Genomic DNA, 24,462 nt, shown 5'->3' on the forward strand with positions numbered 1-24,462 from the left:
CTGTTTTGCTCAAATTACTTTGAGTCTTTATAAGACTTAAAAGAATTGCTGGTTTTATATTAACTATATTCTGTTCAATTTTCAAAGACCATTTTATCTCGTCGCCCTCAAGCGACTTTATTATCTTAACACCTTATCACTTTTATGTCAACAACTTTTTAAAAATTTTGAAAACATATTTTTGATACTGTATTATCGCTTCTGGCTGTCCATTTCTTAAGGACAAGACATATAATATCATCTTATTATATATCTATCTATGATCTATTTTCTCGTTTTTTACAAATTACTCATACTTTACTCTTATTTTCTATATAATACACCATGTTTATATCATTGATACACACGGCTACGTATTACTTGATATATTAATTTTTATGTAAAATAATAAATACTTAACATCGAATAAAGCATATAATTGTAATAATTTTATATTTCATATCTTATAACTATAATAATAATGATTATATATAAACATTGACAGTATATTGGTAAAAATATATAATTATCTTATTGATTAGGTATAAGTTTTACATATTCAGTTAAACTTATACCTTTTATTTTACCTATACTATGAATAATAAAACTTATATTTATTGAAAGGATGATAAAAATGGGTAACTTTTTTAAAAACTTATTTAAATCAAAATCAAAAGAAACTGCTGATGAAGTAGCACCAAAAAATTGTTTAGTTGCTGTAGCTGATGGTGATATAATTCCATTATCAGAAGTACCAGACCCAGTTTTCGCTGAAAAAATGGCTGGAGACGGAGCTGCGATCATGATAAAAGGTGACACTGTTGTTGCTCCTGCTGATGGAGAATTAACATTAGTTTTCCAAACTAAACATGCTTTTGCTTTAAAATTATCAAACGGCCTTGAATTATTAGTTCATATCGGTGTTGATACAGTTTCTTTAAATGGTGAAGGTTTCCAACAATTAGTTGAAGCTGGAAAAACAGTTAAAGCTGGTACACCTATAATAAAAATAGACAGAGACTTCATATTAAGCAAAGGATTATCTTTAGCAACTCCAGTTTTAATAACTAATGTTGATGCTGCTAAATCAATAACTCCTGTTACAACTGGTTCAGCTGTTGCTGGTGAAACTACTGTAGTTAACTTTGAAGTTTAAGAATAAAAAAATGGGCTGTCGCACTAAATAATTAGTGCACAGCTCCTTTTTTTATTCTAATATTTTATAAAATGTAATATGGTCTCTCCACTTTCCATTTATATAAAGATATTTTTTATTAACTCCTATTTCTTCAAACCCACTTTTCAAAAGCACTCTTTTTGATTTATTATTATCTACAAGCACCGATGCTTCTAATCTATGTAAGTCTAAATACTGTTTGCAATATTTCTCTACAAGCAGTACAGCTTCTTTCATATAACCTCTTCCTTGGTGTTCTTTATCTATTGAATATCCTATAATTGCACTTTTAAATACCCCATGAACTATACTAGAAACCTTTATCTTACCAATAAGCTTATAATTTAAATAAATTCCTAAATCCATTCCTGTTCCAACCATTAACTGCTTATAACTTTCTATTAATATCTTCCTTTGTACCGTTGCTTCATAAAAACTACTATCTCTAGCTGGTTCAAATTCCCTTAAATGTTCTTTATTTTTAATATAGTAATCTGTAAGCTCTTCTGCATCAGCAGGTGTAAAATTTCTAACAATTACTCTATTGCCCTTAATATAGACTATATTATTTTTTATTGAACTTATGTATTCATTTCTTGTAATGCCTAAGCCTAATTCATCTACAATAGCTCCATTTACCATAAGATTTTCTGAAAGTATTGACTCCAAAGTAAAGCCTAAATCTAAAAATCCACTTATATCACTAGTTTCACTAACTAAAAAGTTAATCTTATTTATATTTCTGTCTTTGAAGATAGTCTTTAAAATCATATCTATTGAAACTTTTAATAATTCATAATTATTTTCCCTATAAAATTTAAACCTTATAGTGCTTCTTTTATTTTCTTTATCCAGTTCTGCTATAGTAAATCTTCCCACTACTATTTTATCTTTATCTTTAATAACATAATCATTCAAAGTACCTTTAATTGGTTCAATATTGACTTCTTTCTGACTCCCCATCTTATATTCTCCTAATTTATTTTCACTATTTTTATTATACAAATAATTCTATATAAAACTCAACTAAAGATTCATCAGTATTATCTATACTTATTTAATATTTGCAAAATCCTTCAATATAAACATAAAAAGGCCCTCTTACACTTAAGAAAGCCTTTTTTATTATTTATTTATACCAATTAAATCTTTAATTACTTCTCCACCTATTATCATTCCTGCAACAGGAGGAACAAAGGAAATACTTCCTGGAGTTTGTCTCTTACCTGAAGGTACAGCCCTTCCCTTATCAGGAGTCATTGGCATTTCTTCAGAATATACAACTTTTAACTTCTTTACGCCCCTCTTCTTCAATTCATATCTCATAACTTTAGCTAAAGGACATACTTTTGTCTTATATACATCTGATACTTGAAACATAGTTGGATCAAGTTTGTTTCCAGTTCCCATTGAACTCATTATCTTTATTTCATTTTTATAGCAATATTCAGCTAAGGCAAGTTTTGATGTTACAGTATCTATTGCATCTACAACATAATCTATATCATCTGTTATTAAATCTGGAATATTTTCAGCTGTAACAAATACTTGTTTTGCTTCAACTTTACATTCAGGATTGATTAATTTAATTCTTTCCTTCATAGCTTCAACTTTAACCATATCTACAGTTTTTGTAGTGGCATGTATTTGTCTATTTAAGTTAGATATACATACAGTATCATTATCTACTAATACTAAATTCCCAACTCCAGCTCTTGTTAATGCTTCTACAGCAAAACTTCCTACTCCACCTATACCAAAAACTATAACTTTTGAATTTTTAAGCTTTTCAATACCATCTTCTCCTACTAATAGTTCTGTTCTACAAAATGGATATAATGCCATCTTCCTTCTCTCCTTTTTATGTACGTTTATTTGCTTATTAATAATATTAGACTATTGAAGCATTTTTCTCAAGTAACTCCTATCGGAATTCGCTATTTTATTTTTTATTATTTATACACTATTAAATGATTTCCTCTATGTATATAATATATGTTGAATTAAAATAATTATTTTGGAGGTAAAGATGATATTAGGAATAATTGGTGCTATGTCAGAAGAATTAGAAATATTATTAACTGACATGGAATTAGAAGATACTACAGTAAAAGCTAAAATGACATTCCATAGAGGAAAATTATGGGGTAAAGACGTAGTTGCTGTTGTATGTGGAATAGGTAAGGTTAATGCTGCTATATGTACTCAGCTTCTTATTAGTGAATACGAAGTAACACATATAATTAATGTAGGTGTTGCTGGAGGTATTGGTAAAGAAATATATCCTGGTGATGTAGTAATTGCTACTAATTTAGTCCAATATGATATGGATACTACTGCCTTTGGTGATCCTATGGGACAAATTCCAAGATTAGATACATTTGATTTTAAATGTGATGAACGCTTAATAGAAGTAGCTAAATCTGCTTGTGATAAAGCTGGAGATTTCAATACCTTCTCAGGAAGAATTGTTTCTGGAGATATGTTTGTTGCTTCTCTTGAAAAAATCCAATGGTTAGAAAAAGAATTTGGTGCTTTATCATGTGAAATGGAGGGTGCAAGTATTGCCCATGTATGTTACTTAAACTCTATTCCTTTCGTTGTAATCAGATCAATATCTGACAATGCAAATAACGGAGCACATATGGACTTTGAAAAATTCACACCTATAGCTGTTAAACATTCAACTGCTATATTAAAAGAAATGGTTACAAGCCTATAATATAAATATAAAAGGAACAGTTGTTTATTATTACCGTTCCTTTTATTTATTACTAAAATTTATGAATGAATATACCACTTCTTGGCTTAGGTTCAAACCAAGTAGACTTAGGTGGCATTGTTTTACCATTATCTGCAACATTCATAATATCATCTATAGTGGTTGCATACATAGAAAAACTCACTTTCATATCAGTATCTGCCCTATTTTCTAACTCCTTAAGACCTCTTATGCCTCCAATAAACTCTATTCTCTCTGATTTTGTTGGGTCACTTATTCCTAGTATAGGATTCAAGAGATTATTTTGAAGTATTGATACGTCTAAACTATCTATAGAATTATTTTCATCAAAAGAGCCATCCTTTGCTCTTAAAATAAACCATTGCTTATTCATATACATACCAAATTCATGTTTATTCTTCGGAGTTACTGGCTTATTACCTTCTGATTTAGACAGATAAAACGATTCTTTAACCTTGCTAAAAAACTCTTCTTCACTAAGCCCATTTAAATCCTTAACTGTCCTATTATAATCAAACACTTTAAGCTCTGTATCAGGATATATTATAGATAAAAAATAATTAAATTCTTCATCTCCTGTATACTTACCTAATTGCTTTCTTCTATTTAAAGCAACTTTTACAGCTGAAGCTGATCTATGATGCCCATCGGCAATATATAAGTATTTTATACTCTTAAATAATTTAACTAATTTTTCTATTATTATATTATCATCTATTATCCACACCCTATGTCCATTACCATCTTCTGATATAAAATCATAAACAGGCACCTTCTTACTCCACTCTTCTACTATTGATGATATTTCATCATTATTCCTATAAGTAAGGAATATAGGCCCTGTATTAGCATTACATATATCTACATGATTAACTCTATCTATTTCTTTAAGTAATCTTGTCCTTTCATGCTTTTTGATAATATTGTTAATATAATCATCAACTGATGTACAACACACTATTCCTTTTTGCCCTCTTCCATCCATTATTTGCTGATAAATATAAATAGCAGGTGTTTTTTCTTGTATATATAGCCCCTTTTCTATCATATTTTCTAACACTTGATTAGCTGTATCATATACAACTTTATCATATTCACCTACACTTTCAGCTAGATTTACTTCTGCCCTATCAACACGGAGAAAGGAATATTTATTATTCTTTACAATCTCTCTGGCTTCCTTGCTACTCATAACATCATAAGGCAAAGCTGCAATATCTTTTACATATTCTTTAACTGGTCTGTATGCTTTGAAAGGTCTAATAATTGCCACATTTAATACCTCCCTTATGTTAAAAATTACTTATTAAAATTAATTACTATAGCTGCTACTTCTTTTCCAATTCTTTCTTGAGCCTCTTTGGTAGAAGCTCCTATATGAGGTGTTACGCTTACACGTTCATGATTAATTAATTCTGTATTTTTACTAGGCTCCTGTTCAAATACATCTATCCCTGCTCCTGCTAATTTTCCTGAATTCAATCCCTCTAATAACGCCTCTTCATCTACCACCTTTCCTCTAGCACAATTAATTATAACTGCACCCTCCTTCATCATTGATATTTCTCTACTGCTTATTAAAGCTCCTTTATCCTTATCATATGGAACATGTAATGATACATAATCGCTAACCTTTAAAAGATTATCTAAATCCATAAATTCATAAGCTAGATTATCTTGCTTTCCTAAAACATCTGCATATATTATCTTCATACCTAAAGCTTCTGCTTTTCCTGCCAAAGCTTTCCCTATGCGCCCCATACCTATTATTCCAAGAATCTTACCAGCTATTTCACTACCTTTGTACTGCTTCTTATTCCACTGTCCATTTCTCATTGTATAATTTGCTACTGCTATATACCTAGCAACAGAAAACATATGCCCTAAAGCTAATTCTGCCACTGAATCTGAACTAGCATCAGGAGTATTACTAACTTTAATTCCTACTTTTTTAGCATAATCTAAATCTATATTATCAATTCCTACTCCTGCCCTAATCACTAATTTTAAATTTCCTTTTGCTCCTGCCTCTAAAACATCACTGGTAACCTTAGTGTTAGATCTTACTACTAGCACATCATAATTCTTTATATTCTCAATCAATTCCTCTTTATCAAGATGGTTTGTTTCTATATATATACCATTTTTCTTTATTTCATTTATTGCACTTATTTCAAGACCATCATTGGCCAATACCTTCAAGGTAAAATCCCCCCAATATATTAATTATGAATAATAAATTATTTTAAATCTAGGATGTCATTGATATTATCTAAGAGCTCCTTCACTTCATCTACAGTGATATCTGCCATATGAGCTATTCTAAATGTCTTTTCTTTTAAATCTCCATATCCATTAGAAATTTGAAAACCTCGTTTTGCTAATTCTTTATTAAGATCTGATACGCTTATTCCTCTAGTATTCTTAATAGTAGTTAATGTATTAGACAAATAACCCTCTTCAGGAAATAGTTCAAAATACTTTCTGCCCCAATTCCTAACTATATCAGCCATTTCTATATGCCTTTTAAATCTATTTTCTAATCCTTCAACATTTAATATATAATTAAGCTGATAATCAAGGGCAAACATATGTGATAAAGATGGTGTTGAAGGATATTGATAATTTTTCTTCTTTAAATATTTATATAAAGCAAGCAAATCTAAATAAAAGCCCCTATTTTTAACATTTTCAGCCCTATTTTTTGCTTTTTCTGAAAAAGTACATACTGATAATCCCGGTGGAAGACCTAAAGCCTTTTGTGATGATGTCAAACATACATCTATTCCACAATTATCAACTTCTATTTTTGTACCACCAGCAGAACTTACTGTGTCTACAATAAAAACTACCTCTGGATAATTTTTTATAACTTCACCTATTTCTTTGATAGGATTCATTATTCCTGTTGATGTTTCATTATGAGTTACTGCTACTAAATCATACTTTCCTGTATTTAAAACCTCTTTAACCTTGTCTACCTTTACTGCCTTCCCCATTTCAAATTCAAAGATATCTGCAGGAACATTATTACTTATGGCCATCTTATACCACCGTTTACCAAATGCCCCCACAGAAAATACTGCTGCTCTCTTTGCTGTACATGATCTTATTGCCCCTTCCATAAGACCACTACCTGATGATGTAGAAAGTAATATATCACTTTGTGTATAAAATAACTTTCTTAAATTATCACTTATGTGTCTCTGTAATTCTGATGCTTCTTTGCTTCTGTGCCCAATCATAGGTGTTGACATCTTTTCTAAAACCTCTTGTCTAACCTCCACTGGCCCAGGAATAAATAATTTCTTATGCATGAAATTCCCCCATTATATTCTTATTTACTGCTATAGCCTGTTACTATTATATTAATTTTAGTATTAGTGCTATACTTTATATTTATTTACTCTTATCTTGTTATATTATTCATAAAGTTATATTTATGATATTAATAAAAAAATAATATATTCTCTTCTGCAAACAAAAAAGATTCAGATTATCTTCTGAACCCTTTAAAACATTAAAAATATTTTGTTATCTCTCATCAAAAATTAAAACTGACTCTGTTTCCCTACAATACTTCACACATCTGCATTGTCCTAAATGTCTTGGACATTTAAAACATAAACATCCTGTATCATTACCTTCACATCTACCTACTTCTCTTTCTGGGCAGTATAAACAATTTACTCCATTGCCTGCTGGCATCTTTATCACCTCATATTACATAATATCCTACAATTATATATTAACTTACTTTTCTTCTTAAATTATAACATTAATTGTGCATATTTTTATAAATAATGGGCAAGTTATTATTGTAGATAATTTCTTTGCTTTTAAGTTAAATTATCCACATATTAAACAGGTGTAAGCGGATGTAGTGCTTACACCTAAATTTTTTGTATCACTTTTTTACCTTGTGCATAAATTACTTAATATATAGAGTTTTCATTCATTAACAACTTATTTCTTTAATTCATATCTGTTTTAACTTATAAGGGAACCTAAAAAGGCTCCCTTCCTGTTTTTTTAACAATCATTAAATTATACAAAAAATTGAAATAATATTAAAAATATTATTCCTGGTATGCCTAAAAAACCTGCTACAAGTGCTGATATTGCATTAATAGGTAGCACAAACCCTATATAACTTCCCACTATATTTGATATATATAATAATATAATTCCTAAAATACCATTAATTAATATCTTTAATGGCCATTTAAGTAATTTTATTATTAAGAACAATAATGCCAATCCAATTAATGCATATACCATCATATCTAAACTTATCATTTAACTTTCCCCTCTTTCTCCCCCTATATAGTACTTATTATTATGCTACATAATTTAAAAAAATTCATTACATATCTATCTTTTTATTCATTTGCTTCTCTTTAGCTAGCGATAAAAGATATTCAAATTTTTTCTTTGCTGCATCTTCTCTATATATGGCAGCTTCAATTAATTTAGGGTCATTTACATAATTGAACATACATTGGGCTATTTGCATTTCTTCTATTGTTTCCCTAATAGACTCTAAAAGCTCATCATCTAAAGTATCCTCATATTCATACCTTGCCAGTATAAAATTTAAAATTTTGCCCTTATTCATAACTCCCTCCTAAAATTTAAATAGAAATTAAAAATATTTATTCTATTTATTTCCATATATTTAAATTTTATTCAGAAAGTCTTCATTTTATATTTCTTTTCTTCCTTCTAATGCTTTAGATAAAGTAACTTCATCAGCATACTCTAAATCTCCTCCAACAGGAAGCCCTGAAGCAATTCTCGTTACCTTAACTTCAAGAGGTCTAAGTATTCTAGAAATATACATTGCTGTAGCTTCTCCTTCAACATTAGGATTTGTAGCAATAATAACTTCTTTTACATCAGCATTCATCCTTGCCACAAGTTCTCTTATCTTTATATCTTGAGGCCCTCTTCCCTGCATTGGAGAAAGATTACCGTGCAGTACATGATATGTTCCATTAAATTCTTTAACTTTTTCCATAGTCATAATATCTTTAGGTTGTTCCACAACACATATTACGCTCTTATCTCTACTTGGATTGCTACATATTGGACAAGGATCCGTTTCAGTAAAGTTTCCACATATAGAACAGTATTTTATTGTACCTCTAGCCCTAACTAAAGCTGTGGCAAATTCCTTCACTTCATCTTCTGGAAGATTTAATATATGTAATGTCAATCTTTGAGCTGTCTTTTTTCCTATACTAGGCAATTTTGCAAATTCTTCAATTAGCTTTTCTATAGCAACTGGATAAAAATCCATTTAATTCATCCTTCCATTCATAATTTTTAAGGCACGCAAGTCTCCTTGCATGCCCTTTAATAAATTTAAAATAATCCAGGTATGTTTAATCCGCCTGTTAATTTTCCCATTTGATTTGAACTAGCTTCTTCCGCTTTCTTTAATGCTTCATTTACAGCACTAAGAACTAAATCTTCTAACATTTCAACATCATCTGAATCTACAACTTCTTCTTTTATTTTAATTGATGTTACTTCTTTTTTACCGCTAACTTTTACGACAACAGCTCCGCCACCTACTGAAGCTTCATATTCGCTGTTTTCTAAGTTTTTTTGCATTTCTTCCATTTCCTTTTGAAGCTTTTGTGCTTGCTTCATTAAGTTATTCATGTTTCCTCCGCCGAAGCCGCCTGGAAATCCTCCTCTTGCCATAAAAAATCCTCCTCTTAAATAAAAAGTCTATTCATATTATAAAGTATTTTTATAGTTTTTACTAGAATAAAGTATTTATCTTATTTTTTTACCATTATTCATCAAGTATATCTACTAATCCTTCACCAAAGGCATTCATCAAAACATCTTCTGCATTTTGCTCATTGCTGTTTTTTTCTTTAGATACAAACTGTACATTTAATTTTTCTTGAAATACTTCAGAAAATACTTCATTTACTACTACTTTATTTTCTGCCTTATTTAATCTATCTGCACTAAGCTTATAATCTTCATCAAATTCAACTGTTATAATACCATTACTGCATGAAATGGGCCTTCCCATTAATATAGATGCATAAATAATCATTGCTCTTTTAGCTTTGAACCTTTCTAATACATCCTTCCAAGCTCTTTGCACTTCATTGATAGTCAACCTAGAACTAGCATTTCCAATGGCAGATGATTCTGTATTTACAGATTTAGTAGCTTTACTTGCACGTGTTGCTGCTTTTTTCATACTAGTAGCTTCAGCCATAACTCCTTCCTTAACAGCTACAGCTATATTTCCGTTCTTTAAATTTTCTTCTAATCTATTAAGCCTAGTTAAAATAACTTCACTTGACGTATCATACTCAATTTTGCACATTTTTATTATGGAAAGTTCTAAATAAAGCCTAGCCTGCTTACTAACCTTAGCATTACCTTCTGCTTCTTGTAATATTCGTATACATCTCATTATTTCTTCTGCTCTTAGTCTTGCTGACTGCTCCTTAATAAGAGCAATATTCTCTTCTGACATATCAAGAACTTCTTCTGCATTATTAGTTACTTTTGCCATTAAAAGATTTCTATAGTGTTCAATAAGGTCCTTAATAAATAAATAAGCATCCTTACCTGAAGTAATTATTTCTTCAATAGTTGAAATACATTTTTCAATATTTCTTTCTATAACATTATTAGTTAAAGTAAAAAGATATTCATTAGTTACAAGTCCTAACATAGAAACAACAGATGAATACTCTACAGCTCCGTTCCCCATAGATATTGCTTGATCTAATATACTTAAAGAATCTCTCATAGCTCCATCTGAAACTCTAGCAATAAGATTTAAACTCTTATCATCGGCCATAACTCCCTTTTCAGTAACTATCTTTCTAAGTCTTGCAGTTATATCATTTTTATTAATTCTCTTAAAATCAAACCTCTGACATCTTGAAAGAATGGTAATAGGTAACTTTTGAGGATCTGTTGTAGCTAAAATAAATATTACATTTGCAGGTGGCTCCTCTAAAGTTTTTAAAAATGCATTTACAGCTCCTACTGAAAGCATATGAACTTCATCCATTATATATACCTTGAAGCGTGCTTCTTGCGGAGGATATTTAACATCATCAATAATATCTCTGATTTTATCTATACCATTGTTTGAAGCAGCATCTAGCTCTGTTACATCAATAGCAAGTCCGTTATTTATCTTTTTACACATTTCACATTCATTGCATGGCTCTCCATCTTGCAAATTCAAACAGTTTAATGCTTTAGCAAAAACTTTTGCTGTAGATGTTTTACCAGTACCTCTCGTTCCACAGAAAAGATAAGCATGGGCTATTCTATTATTAAGTATTTGATTTTTTAATGTAGTTGTTATATGTTCCTGACCTACTACATCATAAAATGTACTTGGTCTCCATTCTCTATATAAAGCAGTATATGCCAAATCTCTTACCTCTCTTTTTTTATAAACTTTAATTATTATTATACACTAGTTTTTGTGAAAATAAATAATTCCTTTTATCTCAAACAGTTTACTATATTATCTATAATTTTAGGCAATATTCTACTAAAAAATACTACTGAAATTTTCAAATTTTTAAAAGAATGTTATACTTAAATTTTATAATTTAATATTTTTGAGGTGAGCATATGACAACAAATTATGTATCAAAAGCTGATAAGATTTTTATTGAAAACATACAAGACATTTTAAATAATGGAACAAGTACTGTTGGACATAAAATCAGACCTATTTATAAGGATGGAACACCTGCTCATACAATCTACGTTAATCAAATAGTAGAAAAATATGATATTAGCAAAGGTGAATTTCCTATTACAACTCTTAGACCTATAGCTATAAAATCTGCTATAAAGGAAATATTATGGATATATCAAGATCAAAGCAATGATTTATCTGTTTTGGAAGAAAAACATAATATCATGTGGTGGCGAGACTGGGAAGTGGATAACACAAATACCATTGGCCAAAGATATGGTGCTACAGTAAAAAAATATGACTTAATGAATAAGTTATTAGATGGGCTTACTAATGAACCATACACAAGGAGACACATCATTGATCTTTATCAATATGCTGACTTCGAAGAAACTGCCGGGCTTCATCCATGTGCATTTCTAACTGTTTGGTCTGCCAGAGGCGAATATCTTGATATGACATTACACCAAAGGTCGTCAGATTATCTTGTAGCTGGACATGTAAATAAAATGCAGTATGTAGCCTTACTGATGATGGTAGCTAGACATGTAGGCTTAAAGCCAGGTGTATTTATGCATGTTGTAGATAACTTACATATTTATGACAGACATATTGATCAAGCTAAAGAGCTTCTTTCTAGAACACCTAGTGAAAAACAACCAAAATTAATACTTAAAGAAGGCAAGACTAATTTCTATGATTTCACTCTTGATGATTTTGAACTTATAGATTACGACCCAGTTAAGCCTCAATTAAAATTTGATTTAGGAATATAGTAAAATAAAGAGGAGGTGTAAAAATGATTTCCATTATAGTAGCCAAAGCTCAAAATAATATAATTGGCGGAAATAACAAACTTTTATGGCATATTTCTGACGATTTAAAAAGATTTAAAGAAATAACAAGCGGCAATACCATAATTATGGGTAGAAAAACTTTTGAATCACTTCCTGGAGTGCTTCCTAATAGAAAGCATATAATTTTGACTAGAGATAAGAATTTTTCTGTGGATAATGAAAATGTAGAAGTTATCCACAACGCTGACCAAATTATCAACAATTATAAAAATTCCCCTGTGGAAGCTTTTATAATTGGCGGTGGAGAAATTTATAAAGAATTTTTACCACATGCAGATAAGATATATTTAACGGAAGTACTAAAAGATTTCTCAGGTGATACAAGTTTTCCACAGATTGATTTAGAAAATTGGGCTGTGGATTATTCTTCACATATCTTAACTAACGCTAAAGATGGATTACAGTATAAATTTATTAATTATATAAAAAAAGCTTAAACTTAAAAAAAGATAGAAAAGTAGGGAAGACTTCATAAGTTCAGATGAAGCTTCCCTATTTTTCTGTCCTATTGTTCTTTGTCCTATATTGTTAATCCTATTGAAGAGTAACCAAAATTAATTGACTATTTAATAAACAACATATGATGCTGCTAGTCACACAAAATTTATAAGTTTTTAAACTTATAACTAAAAAGTTCTAAACATTAAAAAATCCTTTCTTTCCAAAAAGAAAGGTATATGTAGAACCGTGCACCTCACTTTGACAGAAATCTATATGCGTTACCTTTGTAGTTGACTCAGGCAAGATTTATCCATGTCACACGCAGGGGCTGCTTATCGCTGCTTCCTTCCGGACCTGACGAGGTTCACAGTCTTACGTCGCATGGGACCCAACCCTCAACATCACTTGCAAAGGGGCAGACCATATAGATTAAAGCCTAGGTGAGGAATTCAATCCTGCTATAGCGGATTGCAGGTTACAGGGCACCGCTGACTCCCCATCTAGCACGGCATTGGCGGAGAAAGTGGGATTTGAACCCACGATAGAGTTTCCCCTATACACGCGTTCCAGGCGTGCTCCTTCGGCCACTCGGACATCTCTCCATAATATTTATACTGATAAAATATAAAGTATAAAAAGCTCTATAAAATTATATTTACTTTTTATACTTTTACATTCTAACATAATTCTTTTAGTTGTTCAATAGAAAGATTTTCTTGATTTTTCTTCTGAAATTTATTGATGATTTAAAATAAAGCTAACAATTCCTTCAATACTCTCTTTATCATCCATAACATTATAAAATCCTATGACTTTAAATATCATTTTATTTTCATTATTTAGAGCCTTAGTAGATATTAATTCTAAAAGTTCATTCTTTATATTGTCTATTTCATCAATATCTTTCTTCTTTTCATAAATTTCAAATAAATTTTCTAGTGAATCAAGGAGTATTGTATACTGCTTATTTCTTTTTGCACTATAAATAGCATGATTATAATACTCTGCAGCCTTCTCATCTTCATTAATAAATTTAAAACCTTTAGCTAAACCAGAAAAAATATCTGCTCCCTTCTCTTCCTTATATAATCCTCTCTTAGAACTTATGAGCATTAGAGATTCATCAATATACTTTCTAATATTCCTATTATCTCTAAGCAAAATGTATATTGCTATTATTTTTATATTTATGTAAAGAATCTTATTTTTATCTAAGTTTTCAATTTTTACTTTAAGACTCCTATAAACCTCTAAAGCATCCCTATAGTACTTATTTTCTCTGTAACATTGTCCCTTCAATATATTTAAATCAAATAAATATTCTTCAGTAAATTCTTCAGTAAATTCTTCAATGCTTTCAATTTCATCTAAGGAATAATCATATTCCTTAAGTAACATAAGTATTTCTGCCTTATTTAATAAAAGCTCTAACTTTATGTCCATAGAAATAAAAGTTTCATTTTTTAGTGGTAGCTTACAAAATTCTAAAGCTTCCTTGAATTTATCATTAACTTTGCAACAATTAATTAACTTTAAAATTAAAATAGCTGCCCTATCATCAATCTTATCTTTTTTAATGCTTTCAAAAGCCTTTATATAATATGTATAACTTTTATAATAGTCCTTTATATCATTATAAAGATCACCAATCTTTTCATATATACTTATTTTTTTATCAGTAAGGTCATAAATAATTAAGAACTCTTCAATTTCATCTACTATCTGCAAGTTATCCACAGCCAAGTTTTCTAAATACTTATCCACAACTCTTTCAGCCTGATACTCTTCACTTTCTAAAAGGTATTTGGCACTTACATGATAATCTATATTTTGCTCACTACAAGCCATATTAATATTATCAGCTATTACTTTAGCTACCTTTTCAGTTAAAGCTGCCTTGTCATTTTCAATAATGCTTATTAAATTACGGGTAACTTCTCCCTTAGTAATTTCATGCTGTTTAAGCCCAAGTTCTTTTCTTATTCTCTTTATTTTCTTTCCTGAAGATAAAATTTCACCATAATCCATCTTTCTGCATCCTTTCCCACACTTAAAAATTGCTTTTTCAGCGCAAAATTAAGTATACCATACCCTTTTAAAAAGTAAATTATTTTATTTACATTTTTATTTTTTAATTTTTTACTATTAATTTTATTAATGATTTTTGTTATTATATTCCATATTTTAGTCAAAAAGCGACTTTTTATTAATTTTTCTGTTAAAAAGTAAAATATTCTTTTTACTTTTTGTTTTTTTATTATTAAAACTATAAAAAAATAGAGGAATAAGTAGATTTTAAAGATAAAATCTACTTATTCCTCCAGAGGTTAAAAAAAAGTTAAATATTATATATTATTACTTTTGGCTTTCTTAATAGATATAAATATTATAATTGCCCCTAAAATTATTCCCACTATACTTATAACTTGGGCTATTCTAAGGCCCATAAACATTAAACTATCCGTTCTAAGCCCTTCAATAAAGAATCTAGCAGAAGAATAGAGGATCAAATAAGCTCCTAAAACAATTCCATGCTGTTTTTTCTTTTTAAATAGGATGTAAATTAATATTAAACATATTAATACATCAAAAACAGATTCATATAAGAAAGTCGGATGATAATATGATCCATTTATCAACATTCCTTTTTGTATAAATTCAGGGAATCTACTTATAAAATCTGATGAAACAGCACCACCATGGGCTTCATGATTCATGAAATTACCCCATCTTCCTATTCCTTGTGCTAATGCAACTGCCGGTATAACAACATCTATGTATTCCCAAAAATTAACCTTTTTAATCCTTAATACTATATACGCTGTAATTATTCCTGCTATAAGACCACCATGTATAGCTAATCCACCAGTCCTGATATTAATCATATCTGCAAATGAATCAAAGTTTTTAAACTCAAATGCTACATAATATGCCCTTGCACCTACTATTGCTATCGGAAAAGCCCATATGAATGCATCAACTATATCATCAAATGACACTCCCTTTTTCTTTGCTAGTACACTTGATAATAAAAATGCAGCTAATACTCCTCCTGCAATAATTATCCCATACCATCTGATCTGTAATCCAAAAATTTCAAAAGCTACTGGATTCATTTCCTCACCACCTATTTTATTTTTCTTTTATTATTAAAGAATTCTGTTAATATTTTACTACATTCTTCATCATAGTTCCAATTAACATTCACTTCTGTATTAAACATTTTATAATCTAAAAGGTTTAATATACTACCACAAGCACCCATATCCCTATTAAAACTTCCTATATATAACTTTGATATCCTTGCATGAGCAATTGCTGATGTACACATGGCACAAGGCTCTAAAGTTACATACATCTCACATCCATTAAGCCTCCAATCACCTATAACCTTACTGGCCATATCAATAGCTATCATTTCTGCATGAGCCATAGCATTTTTATTAGTTTCCTTTAAATTATGAGCTACAGCTATTATTTCATTATCTTTTACAATCACTGCCCCCACAGGCACTTCTCCCTTATTTAGTGCCTTTCTAGCCTCACCTAAGGCTATCTCCATATAATCCAAAAAAACACCTCCTTTATAAATTAAAAATGTAAAATTTAAGAATTAAAAATATATTTTTAAAAAAATTTCTGAAAGTCTTTCAAACATAATTTTAAATTTTTCATTCTACATTTTTAATAAACATTGAGGCCGTTGCAAAAATGCAACAGCCCCAATGTTTATCAAGTAAAAATCCTTACTTTTTTAACTCTATTTTTGTCTATTTCTTCTACTTTAAACTTAATATTATTTAAAACTATTTCTTCATCTTGCTCAGGGAACCTTCCTAATTCCCCAATAATTAACCCTCCTACAGAATCAAATTCCTCCGATTCCATATTTACTCCTATAAGTTCACTGACAACATCAAGCTTAGCACTTCCATCAACAATATATTCATCTTCTTTGATAACTTCAATTTCCTTATTTTCATCATCATATTCGTCTTCTATATCGCCAAATACTTCTTCAATTAAATCTTCTATAGTGACAATACCAACAGTTCCACCATATTCATCTAAGACTACAGCTATATGATTTCTCGTTTTCTTCATTTCTTTAAATAATTCAGCAATCTTTTTAAATTCAAAAGTATAATTTGGTTCTCGCATGTAATCAGAAACCTTAAACTTTTCTTTATTCTGCTCTGCCATAATTAAGTCTTTTACATTTAATATTCCCACTATATCATCAATAGTTTGATTATATACTGGTATTCTAGAAAATTGCTCTTTTTTAATCACATCTAGCACTTCATCATAGCTTGCTTCTAAATCTACTGCTATTATGTCTACTCTTTGAACCATAACATCTTTTACCTGAGCGTCTGCAAAGTCAAAAACATTGAAAATCATTTCTTTTTCAACATCTTCTAGAACTCCTTCTTCTTCACTTACACCAACCATGGTTTTAATTTCCTCTTCAGTTATAAATGGCTCATTAGCTTTAGGATCTCCACCTAATAATCTAATAAATATTGAAGAAACTCCTGTAAATAATATAATGAAAGGCTTTAATAGCTTAACAATTATATTAATAAATTTACTTACAGCAAGTGATACACTTTCAGACTTTTGCTTTGCTATTGATTTTGGTGTTATCTCTCCAAAAATTAATACTATTACTGTTAGTCCTAATGTAACTATTCCAACTCCACCTTCGCCCCATTTAGCTACTGCAATTGATGTTGCCAAAGATGATGCTCCTATATTTACTATATTATTTCCTATTAATATTGCTCCTAATAATTTGTTGGGGTCTTCTATTAGCCTTTCAACTAACTTAGCTCCCTTAACTCCTTCTTCCACCATATGTCTTACTCTTATCTTGCTTAAAGACATCAAAGCTGTCTCTGACATTGAGAAAAATGCTGATAGAAAAAGTAGAATTATAAGTATCGTTATCTGAACACCGGTGTCCAAAATCAAATCACACTCCTATGTTTTAATCAATTTTTATTTAATTATATCATAACTTAAATTTTCATTGTATATTTTACCATAATAAATAAACATAAAATTTACAATATTGCTGTTTAAGAAAACTTTAACAATTATTTATATTGTTAAAAATTTTTAACTTTTATATTTATGGCAATACAATTATAATATTTAATTAAAGGGAACTTTATTCCTTTTTATTTTAATTTTTTACAATTTGAGGTGAATTATGATTATTCTTAATTTTATTAGAGGCTTCTGTATGTCCTTAGCAGATAGTGTTCCTGGAGTGTCAGGTGGTACTATAGCTTTCATATTAGGTTTTTATGATGATTTCATAAACTCTCTAAATACTTTAGTTTCTAAAGATCCATGGGAAGAAAAGAAAAAAGCTTTAATATTTTTAATTAAACTTGGCTTTGGATGGATAATAGGACTAGGACTTTCTGTAGTATTCTTATCATCTATTTTTAATGATCACATTTATGCCATAAGTTCATTATTTACAGGACTTATCATTGTAGCAATACCAATGATAATTAAACAAGAGAAAGATTCAATAGTTGGACAGTATAAAAATATAATCTTTACTATTATTGGTGTGGCAATTGTTGCACTTATAACTTATTTTAACCCTGCCGCTGGCTCTGAAGGTGGATTAAACCTTTCAATAAGCGGATTATCTATAGGACTTGGGATTTTTGTTTTTGTGGCTGGAATGATAGCAATATCAGCTATGGTTCTTCCTGGTATATCAGGTTCTACATTACTATTAATCTTTGGTCTTTATACAGGAATAATAAATGCAATAAAAGAATTTCTTACTTTTAATTTTGAATACGTACCTGTACTAGTTATATTTGGACTTGGAGTTATAACAGGTATAGTTTCAACAATTAAAATAATAAAAATTGAGTTAAAGAGACATAGATCACAAATGATTTATTTAATTTTAGGACTTATGATAGGTTCTCTATACGCAGTATTTATGGGACCTACAACTTTAGAAGTAGCTAAACCAGCTATGACATTAAGCACATTTAGCTTTATATATTTCATTATTGGTGGAGCTATTCTTTTAGGACTTGAAAAGGGGAAAGACTTACTAGAAAAGAGAGCTAAATAGTTAAAAATTAATAATTAATGATAAAATTCAGCTTTAGGGCTGAATTTTATCATTAAAAAAGGAGCTTCCCAAAGAAGTTCCTACATAAATAATTATCAATTACCCATTATCAATTTTCAATAAAAAAAGTGGTACTCCCAACAGGAATCGAACCTGTATCTATCCCTTAGGAGGGGATTGTTCTATCCATTTAACTATAGGAGCATATCCACTACAATAACTATTTTATTATAACTTTTTTGTTATGTCAATTTCTTCTATTATTCAAATCTAGGATTTTTTGATGATTTTACAGTAACTCTATTATTGTTAATTAAAAATGTTATTATGAGATTATCATATGGTGTAGGTACTCTTCCTGCTTTTATTCCCACTACTATTTCATATTGCTGCCTACATGGTCCATAGCTAGATATAACCCTTGCATTTAAAATTCTTCCTTGCCTTAAGCAAAAAGGAGTATTTTTACCAAAAGTTAAAAACACCTGATTTTCTATATAAGGAAAAAGCATATCCATTAAAGCTCCTTCAATGATTGAACATCTATTTTGTAGATTAATTTGTGGATTAACTGGAATTGTATACTTCATTCTAGGTGCAAATGGTGTTGGATAACTAACTAAGTTTTCTTCCATATCTATAGGTTGGAATTTTTCCATACTGATATTTTCTTGGCTACTAGCCTTTTTTTCAACAGTATTACTCATGATATCCTTATTCTTGTCATTATAATACCTACATTCATAAGCTTCTTTTACCTTATAATCTTTTACATATCCCCAATGTTCTACAGCATTATAAGTCTTATTACTAGATTTAAATTTAATAATTACCTTACTTCCATATAACTCCTTATGAATTAAAAAAAACTCCCTATCACCATATATTATTGCTTTAATCACCATTGGTAATTCATTTCTAAAAATTTTATTTCTTATGGCTATTTTTTCTTCATCACCACAAGTATCTAAAAGCACTTCCAATCTTAAATAATATAAGTTATTCTCATCACAACTCCAGCATCCTAAGACTTCATCTCTTAATTCACTTACCTTGCTATAATCATAATATTTTCCTATACTTAAAAACAATTCTCCTGTTTCATCACTATGAGTTAAAGTATATCTTCTAGGTATTATTGCTCCATCATTATCTATATCATCAGCAAAGACAATGTTCAATTTTTCTTTATTAAAATCACTCAAATTCATACCCTCTATTAAATTATCTTCATTGATAATATATGAAAAACTCCTAACTTTGCTTATGCTCTTTCTACGCACATCTTTTGAATACATAATAAATTTATAGTATACTGAAAAATGTACTAATATAATAGGAGTGAATTATTATGATAAGAACGATTATTTGGTTTATATGGTTTTTCTTAAGTTTAATTATAAGTATTCCCTTCCTTCTAAGAGTTAAATATTTAGCTAAAAAAGGACGAATGGAAGAAAGCAATAATCTAACTAATAAATGTACTCGTATATGGGCAAATTCATTACTTAAAGTTGCAGGAGTAAATGTAAATGTACATGGATTAGAAAATCTTCCAAAAGACAAAACTGTACTATTTGTAGGAAATCATCAAGGAAACTTTGATATACCAATATATTTAACTTCAATTCCTAATTTAATAGGCTTTATATCAAAAATTGAAGTAGAAAAAATCCCTCTAGTTACAGGCTGGATGAATGCTATGCATTGTGTATTTATGGATAGATTAAGCATAAGAAAATCTGGGGAAGCTATTATTAAAGGTATAAAAAACTTAAAAGCGGGATTTTCAATGGTTATCTTCCCAGAAGGAACTAGAAGTAAAGGTACTAAGATGGCAGAATTTAAAGCAGGAAGCTTTAAACTTGCCACAAAATCAAAGTGTCCTATAATACCTATCACTATTAATGGTTCATACAAGATCATGGAACATGGTAATGGATCATGGATAAAAAAAGGCACTGTAGATTTCTATATACATAAAATGGTTGAAACTAATGGCTTATCTAAGGAAGAATTAGAAGAGCTACCAGCAAAAATTCAAGAAATTGTAGCTAGTAAGCTACCTGAACAATAAAAAAATCTGTATAAGGAAAATTATAAATTCCCTTATACAGATTTTTTAGTTTATAACATTTTTAATCCACTTACATGACTTCAATCTAGAAATACTAAATGATACTTTAACAAGTTCCTCAGAACAGATTAGGAAAAATACAACTTCCACTGGCATCTTTAATACTATAGCTGCAAAAAAGGCTATTGGTACTGCATAAAACCAAACTGTACCAAGTTGTACTAGCATTGTATATAAAGTATCTCCGCCACCTCTAAATACACCTATTATCAATACTGTATTAAAGAATCTTAAAGCTGAAAAAATTGCCATTATTCTTAATACTCTAATAGTATCTGTACATGCTTCTGCACTTACATCAAAAGGTTTCACTATTAATGGTGCTGCTATCCATATTATTATTCCTAAAATAAACCCTGCAATCGGTGCAAGAATACTAATCCTTTTAGAATAATCTATAGCTACTTCCTCTTCTTCTGCTCCAATTTTATTTCCTATAATTATGGCTGCTGCTGCACCTAAGCCTGTACAAATAACCATAAACATATTATTTAACGTATTTGCTATTTGCATTGTAGCTACAGCTCTTGTGCCAATAAATGAATATGATACTGTATAAGCTGTCATACCTAGCGACCATACAAGCTCATTTAAAATTACAGAAGTTGAAACCTTAAAATAACCTTTTATATCTTTAAAACTAAAATCAAATAATTCTCTTACCTTTGCTGCTACTATATTCTTACCTATATAAACATTACCAAGAATATATATAAATTCTATTATTCTGGCAATGGTCGTTGCTAAAGCTGCTCCTGCCACCCCCATTTTTGGTGCTCCAAGATTACCAAATATAAATACCCAGTTTAATACTGCATTACATAAAACACCTATTAAACTAGCATACATAGGTATAGATGGCTGTCCTGTACTTCTTAGTGCTGAAGAAAGACATTGACTTAAGTTAACAAATATTGTACTTATAGCTACAATCCTTAAATATTGTGAACCTAACTGTATTACTTCAATATCATTTGATAATATTCCCATTATTTTATGAGGAAAAATAAAGGCTGCCAAACCAAATATCATTGTTGCAATAAATCCAATAGTAATATCAATTCCTAACATCTTCTTTATGTCTTTAACATTTTTCTTACCCCAAAACTGAGCCATAAATATATTGGCTCCTGCATTTATACCCATTATACATAAAGTAAATATAAAGAAATATTGATTTGCTAATCCTACTGCTGCTATAGGAGTTTCTCCTAATTTACCAATCATGAGGTTGTCCACTAGATTTAATGACGTTGTTATTAAATTTTGTAATGCAATAGGAATTGCCAATGTAAGCATTGCTTTTAAAAATACCTTATCTTCTAAAATTTTTCCCATTTTTTCTCACCTTTCACAATTTTCTTTTAAAAAAATAGAGCAAATGGGTAGTATTTAAGCCGCCCATCTGCTCTATTGATAAAATAACACAATATACACTAATTTCATACTGTCTCATAATTACTATTTTCAATTTGATATTTTGAACTATTTTCTCCTACTTGTCAACTATATAAACACTTATTTTTTTTATTTTTATGCAAATAAACTCATTTTTATTTACTAAGTTTTAGTATTTTTTAATTTTTACAATAAATACTTAGTGCATAAATTATTGTTTTACTATATACTAAGATAAGTTATAAAAATAGTTGTGCTGAATAATTATTTTAATTAGTAGATTAAAATTTATAAATAAAAATATATTGAAAAGAAAGAGGATACTATATGACAAAATTAACATTTAATGACTTAGGATTGAAAGAGGGATTATTAAAAGCTATAACAGATTTAGGCTTTACTACTCCATCAGATATCCAAGCCGAAGCTATTCCAGTAGCTTTAAACGGGCAAGATATCATTGGCCAAGCTCAGACAGGTACTGGAAAAACAGCTGCTTTTGGACTTCCAATGCTAAACAACATAACTAATAGAAAGGCAATAAGTTCAATTATCTTAGCACCAACAAGAGAATTAGCTATACAAGTTCACGATGAATTAGTTAAGCTTGCAAAATATGAAAAATTAAACGTAGTTGCTGTATACGGTGGTGCACCAATACACAACCAAATAAGAGACATAAAGAAAGCTAACATAGTTGTAGGAACTCCAGGAAGAGTTTTAGACCATATAAGAAGAGGTACTTTACCTTTAGATTCAGTTGAATTCTTAGTATTAGATGAAGCTGATGAAATGTTAAACATGGGATTCATTGATGATATGGAAGAAATAATGAAGAGTATTCCTGAAGAAAGACAAACTCTTTTATTCTCAGCAACAATGCCTTCTCAAATCAAAAAATTAACTAAGAAATATTTAAAAGAAGATTCTGTACATATTGCTATTGCTAGAAAAGAATTGACTGGCTCAACAATTACTCAAAACTTTTTTGAAGTTAATAATAGTGAAAGGTTTGAAACTTTATGCAGATTAATAGATTTCGATAATCCATCTGCTGGTATCATCTTCTGTAAAACAAAAAAAGGTGTTGATGATTTAGTTTCATCTATGCAAAGCAGAGGATATATGGTTGAAGGAATGCACGGAGATATGTCTCAAATTCAAAGAATGAAGACTTTAGCTAAATTTAAGAACGGATCATTAAAATTCTTAGTTGCAACAGATGTTGCTGCTAGAGGAATAGACGTTGATGGCGTAACTCATGTATTTAACTATGAATTACCACAAGACATTGAATCTTATGTTCATAGAATTGGTAGAACTGGTAGAGCAGGAAGAACTGGTACTGCTTACAGCATAATTTCACCAAGAGAATTTGGTTTCTTAAATCAAATTAAAAAAGTAACTAAGAGTAATATAGTAAAAAAATCTGTACCTACAGTTGAAGAAATTTACAATAACAAATTTGCTATACTTTTAGAAGAAGTAAGTACAATAATTGAAGACAATACTGATACTTCAAGATTTACAAAGATTGCAGAAGAGCTTACAGAAAAGTTTAATGCAACAGATGTAATTGCATCATTAATACAAAACCAATTTAAAAATAAATTATCATTTGATTACAAAAACAACGAAATAGCTTCTCCTAAGAAAGAAGATGTTAGATTATTCTTCTCAGCTGGTAAGAGAGATGGATTAACAATAAAATTATTATTAAACTATATCAAAGATAATGCTAAGGTCGGCGGACGTCAAATAAGAGATATAGATATATTAGAAAACTTCACATTTGTAAATGTTGATTACAGCATTCATAAACAAATACTTGAAAAATGCTCTGGAAAGAAAATTAACAAGAGAAAAGTAAATGTAGAAGTTGCTAACAAAAGCAGAAAAAGAAAATAATT

Annotated in this window: 24 protein-coding genes, 2 tRNA genes and 1 other RNA gene; 7 read left to right on the top strand and 20 right to left on the bottom strand. The window is 29.5% G+C overall.

Translation table 11 applies throughout. From position 1 onward, the window contains the following. Positions 1-613: 613 nt before the first annotated feature. Positions 614-1,135, top strand: coding sequence for a PTS sugar transporter subunit IIA (locus BHW04_RS05300; protein ID WP_022211956.1), 522 nt, complete (start codon positions 614-616; stop codon positions 1,133-1,135). Between the two features lie 51 nt (positions 1,136-1,186). On the opposite strand, the gene BHW04_RS05305 is transcribed toward BHW04_RS05300, so the two are convergent. After that, a complete protein-coding gene (locus BHW04_RS05305) occupies positions 1,187-2,119 on the bottom strand; it encodes a GNAT family N-acetyltransferase (protein ID WP_022211957.1) in 933 nt (310 codons plus the stop codon). A 162-nt stretch (positions 2,120-2,281) separates the two neighbouring features. Then, positions 2,282-3,001 (bottom strand): tRNA threonylcarbamoyladenosine dehydratase, encoded by a 720-nt coding sequence (locus BHW04_RS05310; RefSeq protein ID WP_022211958.1) that lies wholly within the window; start codon positions 2,999-3,001, stop codon positions 2,282-2,284. 184 nt (positions 3,002-3,185) lie between these two features. Between BHW04_RS05310 and BHW04_RS05315 the strand changes: the two genes are divergently transcribed. Further along, complete coding sequence (locus BHW04_RS05315) at positions 3,186-3,878, top strand: 5'-methylthioadenosine/adenosylhomocysteine nucleosidase (protein WP_186835491.1); 693 nt, start codon at positions 3,186-3,188, stop codon at positions 3,876-3,878. 52 nt (positions 3,879-3,930) lie between these two features. Here the strand turns inward: BHW04_RS05315 and BHW04_RS05320 are convergent, their stop codons facing one another. The 9 genes from BHW04_RS05320 to dnaX form a co-directional block, all read right to left on the bottom strand. Next, the gene (locus BHW04_RS05320; RefSeq protein ID WP_022211960.1) at positions 3,931-5,172 is read right to left on the bottom strand and encodes a DUF1015 domain-containing protein; all 1,242 of its coding nucleotides are present in this window, start codon (positions 5,170-5,172) and stop codon (positions 3,931-3,933) included. 26 nt (positions 5,173-5,198) lie between these two features. Then, on the bottom strand, positions 5,199-6,101 hold the full coding sequence (locus BHW04_RS05325) for a D-2-hydroxyacid dehydrogenase (RefSeq protein WP_186835492.1): 903 nt from the start codon (positions 6,099-6,101) through the stop codon (positions 5,199-5,201). Between the two features lie 38 nt (positions 6,102-6,139). Next, entirely contained in the window at positions 6,140-7,216 is a 1,077-nt protein-coding gene (locus BHW04_RS05330; protein ID WP_302699135.1) for a pyridoxal-phosphate-dependent aminotransferase family protein, read from the bottom strand. Positions 7,217-7,433: 217 nt separating this feature from the next. Next, positions 7,434-7,607 (bottom strand): hypothetical protein, encoded by a 174-nt coding sequence (locus tag BHW04_RS05335; RefSeq protein ID WP_186835494.1) that lies wholly within the window; start codon positions 7,605-7,607, stop codon positions 7,434-7,436. A 339-nt stretch (positions 7,608-7,946) separates the two neighbouring features. Further along, the gene (locus tag BHW04_RS05340) at positions 7,947-8,195 is read right to left on the bottom strand and encodes a pro-sigmaK processing inhibitor BofA family protein (RefSeq protein WP_186835523.1); all 249 of its coding nucleotides are present in this window, start codon (positions 8,193-8,195) and stop codon (positions 7,947-7,949) included. Between the two features lie 70 nt (positions 8,196-8,265). Continuing rightward, positions 8,266-8,517 (bottom strand): DUF2508 family protein, encoded by a 252-nt coding sequence (locus BHW04_RS05345; RefSeq protein ID WP_022211964.1) that lies wholly within the window; start codon positions 8,515-8,517, stop codon positions 8,266-8,268. A gap of 87 nt (positions 8,518-8,604) precedes the next feature. Beyond that, on the bottom strand, positions 8,605-9,201 hold the full coding sequence (gene recR, locus BHW04_RS05350; protein ID WP_022166920.1) for a recombination mediator RecR: 597 nt from the start codon (positions 9,199-9,201) through the stop codon (positions 8,605-8,607). A 65-nt stretch (positions 9,202-9,266) separates the two neighbouring features. Beyond that, the gene (locus BHW04_RS05355) at positions 9,267-9,611 is read right to left on the bottom strand and encodes a YbaB/EbfC family nucleoid-associated protein (RefSeq protein WP_022211965.1); all 345 of its coding nucleotides are present in this window, start codon (positions 9,609-9,611) and stop codon (positions 9,267-9,269) included. A 94-nt stretch (positions 9,612-9,705) separates the two neighbouring features. Next, positions 9,706-11,328: a DNA polymerase III subunit gamma/tau gene (gene dnaX / locus BHW04_RS05360; RefSeq protein WP_302633408.1), complete on the bottom strand. Its 1,623-nt coding sequence runs from the start codon at positions 11,326-11,328 to the stop codon at positions 9,706-9,708. A 206-nt stretch (positions 11,329-11,534) separates the two neighbouring features. On the opposite strand from dnaX, the gene BHW04_RS05365 reads away from it, so the two are divergent. Then, positions 11,535-12,380, top strand: coding sequence for a thymidylate synthase (locus BHW04_RS05365; protein WP_302631950.1), 846 nt, complete (start codon positions 11,535-11,537; stop codon positions 12,378-12,380). Positions 12,381-12,403: 23 nt separating this feature from the next. Beyond that, a complete protein-coding gene (locus tag BHW04_RS05370; RefSeq protein WP_022211968.1) occupies positions 12,404-12,898 on the top strand; it encodes a dihydrofolate reductase in 495 nt (164 codons plus the stop codon). A gap of 248 nt (positions 12,899-13,146) precedes the next feature. Here the strand turns inward: BHW04_RS05370 and ffs are convergent. The 6 genes from ffs to BHW04_RS05400 form a co-directional block, all read right to left on the bottom strand. Beyond that, positions 13,147-13,411, bottom strand: an RNA gene (gene ffs, locus BHW04_RS05375) — signal recognition particle sRNA large type. Between the two features lie 3 nt (positions 13,412-13,414). Then, a tRNA-Ser gene (locus tag BHW04_RS05380) sits at positions 13,415-13,504 on the bottom strand. A 133-nt stretch (positions 13,505-13,637) separates the two neighbouring features. Beyond that, positions 13,638-14,930 (bottom strand): helix-turn-helix domain-containing protein, encoded by a 1,293-nt coding sequence (locus BHW04_RS05385; RefSeq protein WP_302699136.1) that lies wholly within the window; start codon positions 14,928-14,930, stop codon positions 13,638-13,640. 317 nt (positions 14,931-15,247) lie between these two features. Beyond that, entirely contained in the window at positions 15,248-16,018 is a 771-nt protein-coding gene (gene lgt / locus BHW04_RS05390) for a prolipoprotein diacylglyceryl transferase (RefSeq protein ID WP_022211970.1), read from the bottom strand. 11 nt (positions 16,019-16,029) lie between these two features. Further along, positions 16,030-16,473, bottom strand: a complete 444-nt coding sequence (locus tag BHW04_RS05395) for a nucleoside deaminase (RefSeq protein WP_302699137.1) — start codon at positions 16,471-16,473, stop codon at positions 16,030-16,032. A gap of 161 nt (positions 16,474-16,634) precedes the next feature. Then, on the bottom strand, positions 16,635-17,873 hold the full coding sequence (locus BHW04_RS05400) for an HlyC/CorC family transporter (protein WP_330606915.1): 1,239 nt from the start codon (positions 17,871-17,873) through the stop codon (positions 16,635-16,637). Between the two features lie 247 nt (positions 17,874-18,120). On the opposite strand from BHW04_RS05400, the gene BHW04_RS05405 reads away from it, so the two are divergent. Next, positions 18,121-19,017, top strand: a complete 897-nt coding sequence (locus tag BHW04_RS05405) for a DUF368 domain-containing protein (protein WP_302631139.1) — start codon at positions 18,121-18,123, stop codon at positions 19,015-19,017. A gap of 129 nt (positions 19,018-19,146) precedes the next feature. Here the strand turns inward: BHW04_RS05405 and BHW04_RS05410 are convergent. Both BHW04_RS05410 and BHW04_RS05415 read right to left on the bottom strand, forming a co-directional pair. Beyond that, positions 19,147-19,221 (bottom strand) — tRNA-Arg (locus BHW04_RS05410). 56 nt (positions 19,222-19,277) lie between these two features. Further along, on the bottom strand, positions 19,278-20,222 hold the full coding sequence (locus BHW04_RS05415; protein ID WP_302699138.1) for a staygreen family protein: 945 nt from the start codon (positions 20,220-20,222) through the stop codon (positions 19,278-19,280). A gap of 146 nt (positions 20,223-20,368) precedes the next feature. Here BHW04_RS05415 and BHW04_RS05420 point away from each other — a divergent pair, with 146 nt between their 5' ends. Continuing rightward, the gene (locus tag BHW04_RS05420; RefSeq protein WP_022211975.1) at positions 20,369-21,094 is read left to right on the top strand and encodes a lysophospholipid acyltransferase family protein; all 726 of its coding nucleotides are present in this window, start codon (positions 20,369-20,371) and stop codon (positions 21,092-21,094) included. Between the two features lie 45 nt (positions 21,095-21,139). Here the strand turns inward: BHW04_RS05420 and BHW04_RS05425 are convergent, their stop codons facing one another. Continuing rightward, positions 21,140-22,492: an MATE family efflux transporter gene (locus BHW04_RS05425; RefSeq protein ID WP_302699139.1), complete on the bottom strand. Its 1,353-nt coding sequence runs from the start codon at positions 22,490-22,492 to the stop codon at positions 21,140-21,142. A gap of 387 nt (positions 22,493-22,879) precedes the next feature. Here BHW04_RS05425 and BHW04_RS05430 point away from each other — a divergent pair, with 387 nt between their 5' ends. Next, positions 22,880-24,460, top strand: coding sequence for a DEAD/DEAH box helicase (locus BHW04_RS05430; RefSeq protein WP_302699140.1), 1,581 nt, complete (start codon positions 22,880-22,882; stop codon positions 24,458-24,460). Positions 24,461-24,462: the final 2 nt, after the last annotated feature.

The sequence above is a fragment of the Clostridium sp. 29_15 genome (assembly GCF_001916075.1).
GTDB lineage: Bacteria > Bacillota > Clostridia > Clostridiales > Clostridiaceae > Clostridium > Clostridium lentum.

What these genes read in the sequence shown, in the direction of transcription:
- BHW04_RS05370 (WP_022211968.1), top strand. Translation starts at nt 12,404, where the DNA reads ATGATTTCCATTATAGTAGCCAAAGCTCAAAATAATATAATTGGCGGA.
- BHW04_RS05330 (WP_302699135.1), bottom strand. Translation starts at nt 7,216, where the DNA reads ATGCATAAGAAATTATTTATTCCTGGGCCAGTGGAGGTTAGACAAGAG.
- BHW04_RS05365 (WP_302631950.1), top strand. Translation starts at nt 11,535, where the DNA reads ATGACAACAAATTATGTATCAAAAGCTGATAAGATTTTTATTGAAAAC.
- BHW04_RS05335 (WP_186835494.1), bottom strand. Translation starts at nt 7,607, where the DNA reads ATGCCAGCAGGCAATGGAGTAAATTGTTTATACTGCCCAGAAAGAGAA.
- BHW04_RS05345 (WP_022211964.1), bottom strand. Translation starts at nt 8,517, where the DNA reads ATGAATAAGGGCAAAATTTTAAATTTTATACTGGCAAGGTATGAATAT.
- lgt (WP_022211970.1), bottom strand. Translation starts at nt 16,018, where the DNA reads ATGAATCCAGTAGCTTTTGAAATTTTTGGATTACAGATCAGATGGTAT.
- BHW04_RS05310 (WP_022211958.1), bottom strand. Translation starts at nt 3,001, where the DNA reads ATGGCATTATATCCATTTTGTAGAACAGAACTATTAGTAGGAGAAGAT.
- recR (WP_022166920.1), bottom strand. Translation starts at nt 9,201, where the DNA reads ATGGATTTTTATCCAGTTGCTATAGAAAAGCTAATTGAAGAATTTGCA.
- BHW04_RS05385 (WP_302699136.1), bottom strand. Translation starts at nt 14,930, where the DNA reads ATGGATTATGGTGAAATTTTATCTTCAGGAAAGAAAATAAAGAGAATA.
- BHW04_RS05430 (WP_302699140.1), top strand. Translation starts at nt 22,880, where the DNA reads ATGACAAAATTAACATTTAATGACTTAGGATTGAAAGAGGGATTATTA.
- BHW04_RS05405 (WP_302631139.1), top strand. Translation starts at nt 18,121, where the DNA reads ATGATTATTCTTAATTTTATTAGAGGCTTCTGTATGTCCTTAGCAGAT.
- BHW04_RS05355 (WP_022211965.1), bottom strand. Translation starts at nt 9,611, where the DNA reads ATGGCAAGAGGAGGATTTCCAGGCGGCTTCGGCGGAGGAAACATGAAT.
- BHW04_RS05425 (WP_302699139.1), bottom strand. Translation starts at nt 22,492, where the DNA reads ATGGGAAAAATTTTAGAAGATAAGGTATTTTTAAAAGCAATGCTTACA.
- BHW04_RS05305 (WP_022211957.1), bottom strand. Translation starts at nt 2,119, where the DNA reads ATGGGGAGTCAGAAAGAAGTCAATATTGAACCAATTAAAGGTACTTTG.
- BHW04_RS05420 (WP_022211975.1), top strand. Translation starts at nt 20,369, where the DNA reads ATGATAAGAACGATTATTTGGTTTATATGGTTTTTCTTAAGTTTAATT.
- BHW04_RS05300 (WP_022211956.1), top strand. Translation starts at nt 614, where the DNA reads ATGGGTAACTTTTTTAAAAACTTATTTAAATCAAAATCAAAAGAAACT.
- BHW04_RS05315 (WP_186835491.1), top strand. Translation starts at nt 3,186, where the DNA reads ATGATATTAGGAATAATTGGTGCTATGTCAGAAGAATTAGAAATATTA.